This window comes from Mycolicibacterium sp. XJ662 (genome assembly GCF_053484035.1).
Map to the genome: position 1 here is coordinate 400,582 of NZ_JBEFTL010000002.1, position 12,178 is coordinate 412,759.

The window sequence follows — 12,178 nt, forward strand, 5'->3', positions numbered from 1 at the left end:
ACCGACCAGTCAAACGGAAGCTAGCCGCGCTTGGCCAGCTCGCGCAGCACCAAATCGGTTGTCGGCCAATCCATGCACTTGTCGGTGACGGACTGCCCGTAGGTCAGCGGGCGGGCCTCGGAGGCTTGGGCGCCACCGATCAGGAAGCTCTCCAACATCACGCCGCTGACGGGCACGCCGTCGCGGACCAACTGTGCAACCTCGGCGGCGACGGTGGCCTGGCGGACGTGGTCCTTACCGGAGTTGGCGTGGCTGCAGTCGACCACCACCCGTCCGGGTAACCCCGCGGCGGTGAGCTTGGCGGCGGTGGCGGCCACCGAATCGGCGTCGTAGTTGGGCCCGCCGGTGCCGCCGCGCAGGATCACGTGGCAGTCGTCGTTGCCGGCGGTGTTCACCAGGGCACCGCGGCCCGTGTCGTCCATACCGAAGAAGACATGTTGGGCCGCAGCGGCTTTCACACCGTCGACCGCCACCTGAATGTTGCCGTCGGTGCCGTTCTTGAACCCGACGGGCATCGACAAGCCCGACGCCAGCTGACGGTGCACCTGCGATTCGGTGGTGCGGGCGCCGATCGCGCCCCACGCGACCGCATCGGCGATGTACTGCGGGCTGGTCGGCTCGAGGAACTCGCATCCCACCGGAAGCCCGATGTCGATGACGTCGAGTAGCAGTTGGCGGGCGATGCGCAGACCGCGGGCCACGTCGAAGGTCCCGTCCATACCCGGATCGTTGATCAGCCCCTTCCAGCCGATCGTGGTGCGCGGCTTCTCGAAGTACACCCGCATCACGATCTTGAGCTGATCGCGCAATTCCGCGGCCACCTTGGCCAGCCGGCTGGCGTAGTCCAGGGCCGCGACCGGGTCGTGCACCGAACACGGGCCCACCACGACCAGCAATCGGTCGTCGCGGCCGGCCACGATGTCGGCGACCTCGTCGCGGTCACGCGCCACGCGCTCCGCGCGCCGGGCACCGAGCGGGAACTCGGTGAGCACGTCGTGCGGGCTGGGGATCTCGCTGAAACTGCGGACGCGCCGGTCAGACGTTGCAGGCGGGGTGGCGGTCTGCGCCAGGTTCATGTCGGAAGTGCCTTTCTGGACTGGGCACCTGGGTGAATCTCCGGTGCCCTCTTAATGACGAAAGGCAGCGACCTGATGGTCACTGCCTGGGCTCCGGGTGGACGCGTGCTTAGTGCTGCGCTCTATCGGCCCCACCCGGAGCCTTGATAAAGCGCCAATAGCCGGCACACACGCTGATCACGGGGCCCAGGCTATACCGACCTCCCGAGCTCGGCCAAATCGGACGGGTGCGCAGCTAACCGTCCACTTACGGTCCAGTAAATATTTAACTTGCATGTTCAATTTGCTAAGACAGGTGAAATGCGAAGCTAATACCGCATGTACCAGTACTAATAGTTCGGCAATAGTTGGGGAGGTATTGATCTTTGCTTGCTGGAAGTTATCATTGGCAAATGGCTGATTCGGTCCAGAGTCAGCCTCACACAGGAGGTCAAGGGAGGAACATGGCTAAGCACAAGGCGGTAAAGGCACTCGGGGTGGGGCTGATGGCCGGCGGCCTGATGGTCGGAGGGCCGGCAGGTGTCGCGTTCGCCGATGGCGGTCTCGGAGGCCTTCTCAGCTCGGCCGTCGACGGCGCCAACGACGCGGTGCAGAACGTCGTCGGCGGCACGAACGGCGCGGTGCAGAATGTTGTCGACCAGAACAACAAGGGCCTGCAGGGCATCGTCGACATCAACAACGAGGGCCTGCAGAGCGTCGTCGACCAGAACAACAAGGGCCTCCAGAGCATCGTCGACCAGAACAACAAGGGCCTGCAAAACGGCGTGGGGTCGCTCAACGACGCCGTTCAGTCAGTGGTGCCCACCACGCAGTCGACGTTGTCGGCCGCCAACGGATTGGTGAAGTTCGCGGTGCACGGCTTGCTCAGGGGCGGCAACTAGTTCCGCGCCAAGCATCGCCGAACGACACCCCCGGGTCCCATCGGATCCGGGGGTGCGTTTATTGCACGCGGGTCCACGGTTGACAGTTGCGCGACTCGAATGCCTTTACCGTCGAGTTGATGTTGGCGTACATCGGACCGATCGAGATGTTGGTCGCGACGACGTTGTCCTTGCTCGCGTCGGATGTGCTGTAGGTGAACCACACGCACATCGAATCCTGCGTCGGCACATCGTTTATCCACACCCCGAATGCCGATGCAGTTCCATCCGAATGATAGAGGCCGGGCGCGATGTCTGGTCCGACGAGAAAGAAACCGTTGCCCGGGATGGGATCCAGCGGGTTGGCAAGAACCGGTGGCGCAAGCGCGGTCGCGGCCACAGCGGCGAAAAGCGGCGCTGTGGCGTGAGACAAGCGCGGCAGGGGCATGCTCCCTCGTCGTCTGATTACCGACTGTCTTGACAGCGTATGCCCTCGGCTCAATCGGACTGGGGCGTTTCGTCGAACCAACTAGTGGGCGTGGCCGCCGGTGATGACCGTGGCCGTCCTCATCCTCCGGCTCCGCTGGCTTCTCGACGACCGCGGTCTCGGCGGTATTGCATTGCAGCCCTAGTTGTTCATCCCAGCGGGGAGGTGCGCTGGCCGATTTTGTCGGCTGTCTCGAGTGGAACCCTGGTGCCGTTGAGGAACAAACTCAGCAAACTGAACCAAGCGATCGTGACGACGTACTTGCGCGTCGTCGTGGTCCCGAACGTATCCAGCAGAGCTTGCAGAGTGCCGTCGGCGAGTGTGCCGAGCTTGAGAAGCTCATCAGTGGCTGCGATCAACAACTGGTAGTCGGCGTCCAGGCTGTCGACTGTCGAATTACCCTCTCCGGCAATCGTTTCGATCTCAGATATCGTCAGGCCAGCGTTGCGGGCCATTTTTTCGTTCGCCTGCCACTCGTAGGGACAGTTGAGCACCGACGCCGCACGCAAAATGATGACCTCGCGGTGCTTGGCATCGATGTCGGGCTCACCGAAGACGGCCTCTACCATGCCGGCCAACGCAGGCAAGAAATCCCCGGTACCGCTCATCATCTTCATGACATTGAGGGCAGCGTCGGGGTCATATCCGTCCCCAACCCGAGCGGCGATTTCGGCATCGTCTGGTAGCGGCACCACAACGGAAGCCTGATACGGAGTCGGCTTACCCATGGAATCACCTCCAAAATTTATCGCGCTCAAAGCGCTTGCTATGGCAAGCAACTACGATCCAGGCCCGGAATATTCAATCCCTACGATGCGCCCACGCTCGTTGCGGGATGACCGCGGCTCGCACCCGTCCCGCAAAATCGTCGTGCGAAACGAAGACCCCCGGCCCAACCGGACCGGGGGTCTTCGTTGTTCCGGCGATCAGTGGTGATGATGACCGTGACCGTGGCCGTCGTCCTCGGGCTCCTCGGGCTTGTCCACCACTGCCGTCTCGGTGGTCAGCACCATCCGGGCGACCGAGGCCGCGTTCATCAGCGCCGAACGAGTCACCTTGACCGGGTCGACGATGCCTGCGGCCGCCAGGTCGCCGTAGCTCAGCGTCGCGGCGTTGAAGCCCTGTCCCTCCGGAAGTTCCAGGACCTTGCTCACCACCACCGAACCGTCGAGCCCGGCGTTGGTGGCGATCCAGTGCAGCGGTGCCGACAGCGCCGCGGCGAACAGGTCGACACCGAGCCGCTCGTCGCCGGACAGGCTTTCGCGCAGCTTGTCGGTGGCTGCGCGGGCACGCACCAGCGCCGCCCCGCCACCGGCGATGATGCCTTCCTCGACCGCAGCCTTGGCCGCCGCGATCGCGTCCTCGACGCTTTCCTTGCGCTCCTTGAGCGCCGTCTCGGTGGCCGCGCCGACCTTGACGACGGCGACCCCGCCGGCCAGCTTGGCCAGCCGCTCTTCGAGCTTCTCGCGATCCCAGTCCGAATCGCTGGCCTCGATCTCGGTGCGCAACTGCTGGGCGCGCCCCTCGATGGCCTCCTTGGTGCCACCGCCGTCGACGATGACCGTGCTGTCCTTGTCGACGACGACGCGCCGTGCGGTGCCCAGTACGTCGAGGCCGGCCTCACGCAGCACCAGGCCCACGTCGGGGTTAACGACCTGTCCGCCGGTGACGATCGCGAGGTCCTCGAGGAACGCCTTGCGGCGGTCGCCGAAGAACGGCGCCTTGACCGCCACGGCCTTCAGCGTCTTACGGATGGAGTTCACCACCAGCGTCGAAAGTGCCTCACCCTCAACGTCTTCGGCGATGATCAGCAGGGGCTTACCGGCTTCGGCAACCTTTTCCAGCAGCGGCAGCAGGTCGGGCAGCGAGCTGATCTTCTCGCGGTGCAGCAGCACCAGCGCGTCCTCGAGCACCGCCTGTTGGGCGTCGAAATCGGTGATGAAGTATGCGGACAGGAAGCCCTTGTCGAAGCCGACGCCCTCGGTAATCTCGAGTTCGGTGTTCAGCGTCGAGGACTCCTCGACGGTGACGACGCCGTCGTGGCCCACCTTGGTCATCGCCTCGCCGACCATCTCACCGATCTCCTCATCGCGGGACGAGACGGTGGCGACCTGGGCGATGCCCTGCTTGTCGGAGACCGGGGTGGCCGACGTCAGCAGCGCTTCAGAGACCGCGTCGGCGGCCTTGGCGATGCCCTGGCCCAGCGCGATCGGGTTGGCGCCGGCGGCGACGTTGCGCAGCCCGCCCTTGACGAGGGACTGGGCGAGCACCGTCGCGGTGGTGGTGCCGTCGCCGGTGACGTCGTTGGTCTTGGTTGCGACGGACTTCACCAGCTGCGCGCCGAGGTTCTCGAACGGATCCTCGAGGTCGATTTCGCGCGCGATCGTCACGCCGTCGTTGGTGATCTGCGGCCCGCCGAAGGCCTTGGCCAGCACGACGTGTCGACCACGCGGCCCGAGGGTCACGCGCACTGCGTCGGCGAGCTTGTCTACGCCCGCTTCCAGTGCGCGGCGCGCAGTTTCGTTGTACTCAATCTGCTTGCTCATGGATGTCTTTCCCTAGTTACGCATGCCGCCCCGGAAATCACCCGTTCGAACGGGGATTTCCGGGGCGGTACACGGGCGCTTACTTGTTGACGACAGCCAGCACGTCGCGGGCCGACAGGATCAGGTACTCCTCGCCGTTGTACTTGATCTCGGTGCCGCCGTACTTGCTGTAGATGACGGTGTCGCCCTCCGACACGTCCAGCGGGATCCGCTTTTCGCCGTCCTCATCCCAGCGGCCGGGGCCGACTGCGACGACGGTGCCTTCCTGCGGCTTCTCCTTGGCGGTGTCGGGAATGACCAGACCGGAAGCGGTCGTGGTCTCGGCCTCGTTGGCCTGTACGAGGATCTTGTCCTCGAGTGGCTTGATGTTCACGCTCGCCACGATGGAGCCCTCCAGTGGTTCGGGTAGTAGATCCGGGGCCAGGCCCCGGATCTAGAGATTCCAGTGTTACCAGGTGTTCGGCATAGCGTCCGTGCCCAGGAGCCGTCGTCGCGGGTGCCGGCACAGGGGTTGGCCGCCTGCCACCTAGCACTCTATACATGAGAGTGCTAGCACTCAAGGTCACCCCTCTGCCTAATTCCTGGCAGCAGGTGATCGGACACGTCACCGAGCATCTCGACGTCGACGTGACGGTCGGTGAAGTACCAGCCCGCGGGATCACGGGCGAAGCTGTCCCGGTAGCGGCCCACGACGATCGGCTGCAGCGCGATCGTGTCGGTGGCCTGCACGACGCAGAACGTCGAGCGCGCCCGCGCGGTGTCGCCGTCCACCTCCACGAGCGGGTTGAGCACCAGGTGCCGGGTGCGCGGGGTGTTGGCGTGCTCTGGAAAGCGACGGGTCGTGGCGGCGAAGAGACCGGCGATGTCCTCCGCGCCTGCCACCCCCATGAACCGTCCTCGGCCCAGCAGCCGCCCGACCCCGTCGAAGTCGCCGGCATCGATCAGCTCGGCATAGCGGTACAGCAGCTCGGTGACGGCGAGCTTGTCGTCCGTGCTCACGCGACCTGTCCCTGCACCACCGGAAGGCCCGGGTCGCTGGCCGCATCCAGCGGCGACGCCGTCGCACCGGCGGCGATCAGATGCGCGGCGAACGACGCGATCATCGCGCCGTTGTCGGTGCACAGCCGCGGCCGCGGTATGCGCAACGTCAACCCGGCGGCTGCGCAACGGTCCTCGGCCAGCTCGCGCAACCGCGAATTGGCCGCCACCCCGCCGGCGATCAGCAGCGTCTTGACCCCGAGCGCGGTGGCGGCGCGCACGGCTTTGAGGGTCAGCACGTCGGCGACGGCCTCCTGGAAGCCCGCCGCCACGTCGGCTTGTGCCGCGTCGGGATGGCTTTCGACATAGCGCGCCACCGCGGTCTTGAGCCCGGAGAAGCTGAACGCATAGGGATCGTCGCGCGGGCCGGTCATGCCGCGCGGAAAGACGACCGCGTCGCGATCGCCGGTGCGGGCGAGGTCGTCGAGCACCCTGCCGCCCGGATAGCCGAGGCCCAGCAGCCGCGCCACCTTGTCGTAGGCCTCCCCCGCCGCGTCGTCGACGGTGCTGCCCAGCTCGATGATCGGCTCACCCAGCGACCGCACGTGCAGCAGGTTGGTGTGCCCGCCCGACACCAACAGACCCACGCACTCCGGAAGCGGGCCGTGGTCGAAGACGTCGGCCGCCAGGTGCCCACCCAGATGGTTGACCGCGTAAAACGGCACCTGCCACGCGGCCGAATAAGCCTTGGCCGCAGCGACTCCCACCAGCAGCGCACCGGCGAGCCCGGGCCCGATGGTGGCCGCGACGACGTCGGGTTTGGCGACGTTGGCCACCTCCAGCGCGCGGCGCATCGTCGGGCCCAGCGCTTCCAGGTGCGCGCGGCTGGCGATCTCGGGGACGACGCCGCCGAACCGGGCGTGTTCGTCGACGCTGGAGGCCACCTCGTCGGCGAGCAGCGTCACCGTGCCGTCGGCATCGAGTTGTGCGACGCCGACGCCGGTTTCGTCGCAAGAGCTTTCGATGGCGAGGATGACAGTCATGACGGATCTCGTCTCATCGTATAGGCGTCGGCGCCGCTGACGCGGTAGTAGCGCCTGCGCACGCCGACGATGACGAACCCCAGGCTCTCGTACAGTTTGATGGCGGCCTCGTTGTCGGTGCGAACTTCAAGGAAAACCGTTGCACCCGATGTGATTTCGAGCAGCCTCGCGACCATCTCCCGGCCGATGCCCTGCCCCTGGTAGGCGGGGTCAACGCCGACGGTGTGGATCTCGTACTCGTAGGGTTGTTTTCGGCCGAGGCGTGCGATGCCGGCATAGCCGACGAGCTTGTCCTGGGCGCGCGCCGCGACGTAGTGGATGTGCTTGGCCGCCAGCTCGGCCAGAAATGCCCGCGCCGGCCAGGGGTCATCTCCATCGAACAGCTGCGCCTCCAACTCCGCGCACCGGGCCGCGTCGCGGGGTGTCAGCTTGCCGTATTCGACGTTCATCGGGGCGCTGCCGACGGTTTGGCGTCGGGGCGTCGCAGGTACAGCGGGATCAGCGGGGCCGGTTCGGCCGGCCAGTCCGCGACGGCTCGCACCAGCCCGGCCGGCGTCGGATACAGCGGGGGTCCGGCCAGGACGTCAGCCGCGCCGGGCACATCGGCGGGGGCGTTGACCGCCGGCCCGTCGATGCGTACGCCGTCGCGGTAGCGCGCCCAGTACACCTCGCGGCGGCGGGCGTCGGTGACCACCAGCACCTCACCGGTGGTTTCGACACCGATGGCGTCCAGGCTGCACACCCCGTGCACGGGCACGCCCAGCGCATGGCCGAACGCCGCCGCGGTGGCCATCCCGACCCGCAGCCCGGTGAACGGCCCGGGGCCGCAGCCCACCACGACTGCGTCCAGGTCGTCGAAGGTGACCTGCGCATCGGCCAGCGCCGCCACCACGTTGGGGGTCAGTTGTTCGGCGTGCGCGCGGGCGTCGACGGTCACCCGCTGCGCCAGCAGCCGCGCCGGCGGCTCGAGGCGCACCACGCCCGCGGTGACGGCCGGGGTTGCGGTGTCGATCGCCAGCACCAAAAGGCTCACGACGCGCTCCAGTCCCATACCGCGGTGCGCACTTCGCTGTCCGAACCGCGTTCCAGCCGCACGTCGAGGTGGCTGTCGGAGAGTCGCTCGGCAAGACCTTCACCCCATTCGACGACCACGACGGCGTCCTCGAGGTCGGTGTCCAGATCCAGCGAGTCCAGCTCGGCCAGCAGGTCGACCGAAGGCTGATCCAGCAGCCGGTACAGGTCGACATGAATCATCGTCGGTGCCTCGGGCTTTCGGGCACGATGCACCCGAGCCAACACGAACGTCGGCGAGATCACCGGACCGTCGACGTCCATCGCCTCTGCGATTCCCTTGGCCAACACCGTTTTCCCGGCACCCAGCGGTCCCGACAACACCACCACATCCCCCGCGCGCAGCTGTGCGCCCAGCCGCGCGCCCAGCGCGACGGTGTCTTCTGCGGTGGGTAGTTCCGCTGTACCGGAGGCGCGTTCAGTCACGGTTGCGGACCCGTTCGACCACGCGGCGGGTGAGCGCGACGAGCTTGGAGGGAGTGGCCCGTTCGACCAACCGCACCAGCGCGTCGTCGATGGTGTCGGGCTGTTCGAGCTGCACGAGATGCCCTGCGCCAGGCACGATCACCAGCTCGGACTTGGGCAGCGCGGCCGCCATGTCCTCGGAGTACTCCTTCGGGGTGAGCAGATCGCGGTCACCGCAGGCGATCAGCGTGGGCACCTTCGCCAGGGTGGCCAGCCCCCCGGATTCGTCGTGTACCTCGAGGGCGTGCAGAAACTCCACCACGGTCGCTATCGGCGTGTCGTGCATCATCTGCTCGGAAAACGCCACGACGCTCGGGCTGATCTCCTCGTCACCGTAAGATGCCGCGCGCAGGATCGGCGCGATTACCGACTTGGCGACGCCGCGGGTGCGGTGCACGGCCTTGGGTGCGTAGCGTACGGCGAAGCGCACCGCCTCCAGCGCCGGGTTCTTCAGGATCTCGCCCAGCGGTGATCGCGAAACACCCTCGGCGGCAGAGGAGATCAGTGCTGCGCCGACAATGCGGGTCGGATAGCGCTGCGGAAACTGGCGGGCGTGGGACAGCACGGTCATACCGCCCATCGAATGCCCGACCAGCACCACCGGACCCTGCGGGGCCATCACCGCGAGTACGGCCTCCAAGTCGCGGCCCAGTTGGGCGACCGTGTAGTCCTGAGGTGGGGACCCCTCGGACCGGCCGTGGCCGCGCTGGTCGTAGAACACCATGCGCACCTGATCGCCCCACTGCTCGGTGAGCCGGGCCCGCTGAAAGTGGAAGGCGCCCATACGCAGACAGAACCCGTGCGCGAACACGACGGTGAGAAACGCGTCTTTGGGGCCGACCTCGCGCACGGCGAGCGACACACCGTCGGGCGTGGTCACCACGTAGCCGCGGTCGGCGTCGAGCAGGGTGAAGTCCTCGTATGCGTACGGGTCATCGACGCTGAGCCGGCGGCGCAGCGAACGGGCGACCGAGAACCCTGCGGCCGTGCCTACTGCGGTCAGCCCGGCCCCGCCCGCAAGCCAGCGGCCACCCGCGCCACGGTCGTCTGGTGGCTCGATTTCGTTGTCCGTCAACGGTTCGTGCCTGCCTGTCGGATTCCACGGTATGTCCTGACGACGCGGCCGCGCGGGCTGGTGACCACCTCGTAGTTGATGGTGCCCAGAAGATCCGCCCAGTCCTGTGCGGTGGGCTCGCCCTGGGTGCCGGGCCCGAACAGAATCGCGTCGTCGCCTTCGGCCACGTCGGCGTCGGGGCCCAGATCCACCACGAACTGGTCCATGCAGATCCGGCCCACGTTGCGTCGCAGCCGACCGTTGATCAACACGTCGATACGCCCGCTCAATACCCGAAACACACCGTCCGCATACCCGATCGGGATCAACCCAACCGTGGTGTCGCGCTCGGCGATCCAGGTGTGCCCGTAGGACACCCCGTCCCCGGCTTTTATCGAACGGACCAGCGTCACCGGGCATTTCAGCGTCATCGCGGGGTGCAGGCCCATGTCGCCGCGTTCGGGGATGGGGGTCTGCCCGTAGACGGCGATGCCCGGGCGGACGAGGTCGAACGCCAGGTCGGGGCGCGTCATCGCGGCAGGCGAGTTGCTCAGATGCGCGATCTCGAACGCCACCCCCTGCTCGCTCGCGTAACGCAGCATGCCGGTCAGGCGTTCACCCTGCTGGGTGTTGAGAGGATGCTCGGGGCAGTCGCCGTGCACCAGATGCGACATCAGGCCGCGTAGCCGCACCGCGCCGTCGACCTGTGCGCGCTTCAACGCGGTCAGCAGCGCGGGATAGTCCGACGGGCTGCAGCCGTTGCGGCTCAGCCCGGTGTCGACCTTCACGGTGACCGTCGCGGTGGCTCCGGTGCGTTCGACCGCGTCGAGCAACTCGTCGAGTTGACGCACCGACGACAGGCCGATCTCGACGCCGGCGCTCAGGGCCGGCGCGAAGTCCGTGCCGGGCGGGTGCAGCCACGCCAGCACGGGCGCAGTGACCCCGTCGCGCCGCAGCGCGACCGCCTCGCCGACGGTGGCTACCCCGAGTTCGGTAGCGCCCGCGGCCAGGGCGGCCCGACCGACCTGGGCGGCGCCGTGGCCGTAGCCGTCGGCCTTGACGACGGCCATCACCTGCGCGGATCCTGCCAGCTCGCGCAGCAGCCGCACATTGTGGGCGATGGCGTCGAGATCCACCACTGCCTGGGCGGGCGCGGCGGCGGATGTCGTCAGCTCGGTCGTGTGCATGGTCATGTCACTACGGCCGATTGTCCCAGACGGATGGTCTGGATCCCCGCGCGCGACCGCCGCCGCGGTGTCGGGCGCTCGGCGAACCCGGGCTGACCTACGCGTTCGCCCGCGCCTCGAGCTGAGTGTTTTCGAGCACAGTGACGGCCAGGATGTCGCTGGGGACGTCGACTTCGATGCGGTGCCACCGTCCCCTCGGCACGATCACTGCGGCGCCCTCGGCCAACGCGATCTGTTCGTCGGCGCCGGCGTCCTCGGCGCGGAAGTACATGCGGATCGCGCCGGTGAGGCACGACACCACTTCGTCGGCGCCCGGATGCATCTCCCAGTGATCGGCGTGCGAGTCGTCGTCTGTCTCCGCGTGAAACGCCATGATGTGCCATCCGCTGCGCACGGCGTCGAACCTGCGTTCGGTGTGCTGAGCCTGATGCTCCCCGGCAAGGCGGATCGCCGCTGAGTACAGGTCGATCGGGCTGATTGTCATATCGAAATCCCTTCTTCGGATGGGTGTTTCAGTTCGTCATCGCTCGGCGAAGCGCTGCCGCGAGTTCGGCGATCTGCCGCTGCGACACCTCCGCCGACAGGATTGCCTGCGAGCCGTGGAAGGTGCCCGACCACTGGTGTGCCTCGACCGGGACGCCGGCCGCCATCAGCCGCATCGCGTAGACGAGGCCTTCGTCGCGGTTCGGGCAGAATTCCGCGGTCGCGATGTAGGCCGCGGGCAGGCCGGACAGTTCCGTTGCCCGCGCCGGCGCCGCGTACGGGGTTGCGGTCGCGCCGCCGAGGTAGTGCTTCCAGATCGCCGTCACCTTGTCCCGGTTCATCCACGGCGTTTCGGTGAAGTTGCGCGCCGACCAGGTGTCCTGCCGGTCATCGAGACCGGGCTGGTTGAGCAGTTGGAAGTGGATGGTCGGGCCTCCTTCGTCGCGGGCGCGCAGCGCGACGGCGGCCGCGAGCGCGGCACCGGCGCTGTGCCCGCCGACCGCGATCCGATCGGGGTCCACACCCAACTCCCCGGCGTGCTTCGCGGTCCACTCCAGCACCGCGTAGGCGTCGTCGAGCGCGGCGGGAAACGGGTTCTCGGGGGCCAGCCGGTAACCGACCGACACGACCGTCACGCCGGCGCCCGCGGCCACCCTGGTGGCCCACGGATGCTCGGTGCTCAGATCGCCCATCACGAAGCCACCGCCGTGCAGCCAGACGATCGCGGCTTCGGCGCCCAGGGGCTGGTAGACGCGGATCGGCACCTCCGGTTCGGCAGGCACCGTACGGTCCTCGACCACCAGGTCGGCGACGTCGGGCACCGGTATCCCCGCGGCCAGCGCGGCGAAGTTCTTGCGTTCTTCGACGGGGTCGGACAGTTCGGCTGGGGGGAACAATGCGAGAAACGCTTCAAGTTCGGGGTCCATGT

At 67.3% G+C, this 12,178-nt stretch carries 15 protein-coding genes; 1 reads left to right on the forward strand and 14 read right to left on the reverse strand.

From position 1 onward, the window contains the following. Positions 1 to 20: 20 nt before the first annotated feature. A complete protein-coding gene (locus ABQE93_RS09195) occupies positions 21 to 1,076 on the reverse strand; it encodes a 3-deoxy-7-phosphoheptulonate synthase (RefSeq protein ID WP_448406856.1) in 1,056 nt (351 codons plus the stop codon). Between the two features lie 443 nt (positions 1,077 to 1,519). Between ABQE93_RS09195 and ABQE93_RS09200 the strand changes: the two genes are divergently transcribed. Further along, the gene (locus ABQE93_RS09200) at positions 1,520 to 1,957 is read left to right on the forward strand and encodes a hypothetical protein (protein WP_448406855.1); all 438 of its coding nucleotides are present in this window, start codon (positions 1,520 to 1,522) and stop codon (positions 1,955 to 1,957) included. Positions 1,958 to 2,015: 58 nt separating this feature from the next. Here the strand turns inward: ABQE93_RS09200 and ABQE93_RS09205 are convergent, their stop codons facing one another. From ABQE93_RS09205 to ABQE93_RS09265, 13 genes are all read right to left on the reverse strand, one after another. After that, positions 2,016 to 2,384, reverse strand: a complete 369-nt coding sequence (locus tag ABQE93_RS09205) for an Rv1352/Rv1906c domain-containing protein (protein WP_448406854.1) — start codon at positions 2,382 to 2,384, stop codon at positions 2,016 to 2,018. Positions 2,385 to 2,572: 188 nt separating this feature from the next. Next, positions 2,573 to 3,151, reverse strand: a complete 579-nt coding sequence (locus ABQE93_RS09210) for a carboxymuconolactone decarboxylase family protein (protein ID WP_448406853.1) — start codon at positions 3,149 to 3,151, stop codon at positions 2,573 to 2,575. A gap of 198 nt (positions 3,152 to 3,349) precedes the next feature. Next, positions 3,350 to 4,969: a chaperonin GroEL gene (groL, locus tag ABQE93_RS09215; protein WP_448406852.1), complete on the reverse strand. Its 1,620-nt coding sequence runs from the start codon at positions 4,967 to 4,969 to the stop codon at positions 3,350 to 3,352. A 79-nt stretch (positions 4,970 to 5,048) separates the two neighbouring features. Beyond that, positions 5,049 to 5,351, reverse strand: coding sequence for a co-chaperone GroES (groES, locus tag ABQE93_RS09220; protein ID WP_046754122.1), 303 nt, complete (start codon positions 5,349 to 5,351; stop codon positions 5,049 to 5,051). A 167-nt stretch (positions 5,352 to 5,518) separates the two neighbouring features. Then, a complete protein-coding gene (locus ABQE93_RS09225; protein ID WP_448406851.1) occupies positions 5,519 to 5,968 on the reverse strand; it encodes a nuclear transport factor 2 family protein in 450 nt (149 codons plus the stop codon). Further along, positions 5,965 to 6,990, reverse strand: a complete 1,026-nt coding sequence (gene tsaD, locus ABQE93_RS09230; RefSeq protein ID WP_448406850.1) for a tRNA (adenosine(37)-N6)-threonylcarbamoyltransferase complex transferase subunit TsaD — start codon at positions 6,988 to 6,990, stop codon at positions 5,965 to 5,967. The genes ABQE93_RS09225 and tsaD overlap by 4 nt, the downstream gene beginning before the upstream one ends. Further along, the gene (gene rimI / locus ABQE93_RS09235; protein ID WP_448406849.1) at positions 6,987 to 7,439 is read right to left on the reverse strand and encodes a ribosomal protein S18-alanine N-acetyltransferase; all 453 of its coding nucleotides are present in this window, start codon (positions 7,437 to 7,439) and stop codon (positions 6,987 to 6,989) included. The genes tsaD and rimI overlap by 4 nt, the downstream gene beginning before the upstream one ends. Then, positions 7,436 to 8,023 carry a tRNA (adenosine(37)-N6)-threonylcarbamoyltransferase complex dimerization subunit type 1 TsaB gene (tsaB, locus tag ABQE93_RS09240; protein WP_448406848.1) on the reverse strand — a complete coding sequence of 196 codons (588 nt, stop codon included), beginning with the start codon at positions 8,021 to 8,023 and terminating at the stop codon, positions 7,436 to 7,438. Before tsaB ends, rimI begins: the two co-directional genes overlap by 4 nt. Then, positions 8,020 to 8,487, reverse strand: a complete 468-nt coding sequence (gene tsaE / locus ABQE93_RS09245) for a tRNA (adenosine(37)-N6)-threonylcarbamoyltransferase complex ATPase subunit type 1 TsaE (RefSeq protein WP_448406847.1) — start codon at positions 8,485 to 8,487, stop codon at positions 8,020 to 8,022. The genes tsaB and tsaE overlap by 4 nt, the downstream gene beginning before the upstream one ends. Next, complete coding sequence (locus ABQE93_RS09250; protein WP_448406846.1) at positions 8,480 to 9,601, reverse strand: alpha/beta fold hydrolase; 1,122 nt, start codon at positions 9,599 to 9,601, stop codon at positions 8,480 to 8,482. Before ABQE93_RS09250 ends, tsaE begins: the two co-directional genes overlap by 8 nt. Continuing rightward, entirely contained in the window at positions 9,598 to 10,773 is a 1,176-nt protein-coding gene (gene alr, locus ABQE93_RS09255) for an alanine racemase (protein WP_448406845.1), read from the reverse strand. The genes ABQE93_RS09250 and alr overlap by 4 nt, the downstream gene beginning before the upstream one ends. 91 nt (positions 10,774 to 10,864) lie before the next feature. Continuing rightward, positions 10,865 to 11,251 (reverse strand): cupin domain-containing protein, encoded by a 387-nt coding sequence (locus ABQE93_RS09260; protein ID WP_448406844.1) that lies wholly within the window; start codon positions 11,249 to 11,251, stop codon positions 10,865 to 10,867. A 28-nt stretch (positions 11,252 to 11,279) separates the two neighbouring features. Further along, complete coding sequence (locus ABQE93_RS09265) at positions 11,280 to 12,176, reverse strand: alpha/beta hydrolase (protein WP_448406843.1); 897 nt, start codon at positions 12,174 to 12,176, stop codon at positions 11,280 to 11,282. Positions 12,177 to 12,178 lie beyond the last annotated feature (2 nt).

What these genes read in the sequence shown, in the direction of transcription:
- ABQE93_RS09195 (WP_448406856.1), bottom strand. Translation starts at nt 1,076, where the DNA reads ATGAACCTGGCGCAGACCGCCACCCCGCCTGCAACGTCTGACCGGCGC.
- ABQE93_RS09200 (WP_448406855.1), top strand. Translation starts at nt 1,520, where the DNA reads ATGGCTAAGCACAAGGCGGTAAAGGCACTCGGGGTGGGGCTGATGGCC.
- ABQE93_RS09205 (WP_448406854.1), bottom strand. Translation starts at nt 2,384, where the DNA reads ATGCCCCTGCCGCGCTTGTCTCACGCCACAGCGCCGCTTTTCGCCGCT.
- ABQE93_RS09210 (WP_448406853.1), bottom strand. Translation starts at nt 3,151, where the DNA reads ATGGGTAAGCCGACTCCGTATCAGGCTTCCGTTGTGGTGCCGCTACCA.
- groL (WP_448406852.1), bottom strand. Translation starts at nt 4,969, where the DNA reads ATGAGCAAGCAGATTGAGTACAACGAAACTGCGCGCCGCGCACTGGAA.
- tsaD (WP_448406850.1), bottom strand. Translation starts at nt 6,990, where the DNA reads ATGACTGTCATCCTCGCCATCGAAAGCTCTTGCGACGAAACCGGCGTC.
- rimI (WP_448406849.1), bottom strand. Translation starts at nt 7,439, where the DNA reads ATGAACGTCGAATACGGCAAGCTGACACCCCGCGACGCGGCCCGGTGC.
- alr (WP_448406845.1), bottom strand. Translation starts at nt 10,773, where the DNA reads ATGACCATGCACACGACCGAGCTGACGACATCCGCCGCCGCGCCCGCC.
- ABQE93_RS09260 (WP_448406844.1), bottom strand. Translation starts at nt 11,251, where the DNA reads ATGACAATCAGCCCGATCGACCTGTACTCAGCGGCGATCCGCCTTGCC.
- ABQE93_RS09265 (WP_448406843.1), bottom strand. Translation starts at nt 12,176, where the DNA reads ATGGACCCCGAACTTGAAGCGTTTCTCGCATTGTTCCCCCCAGCCGAA.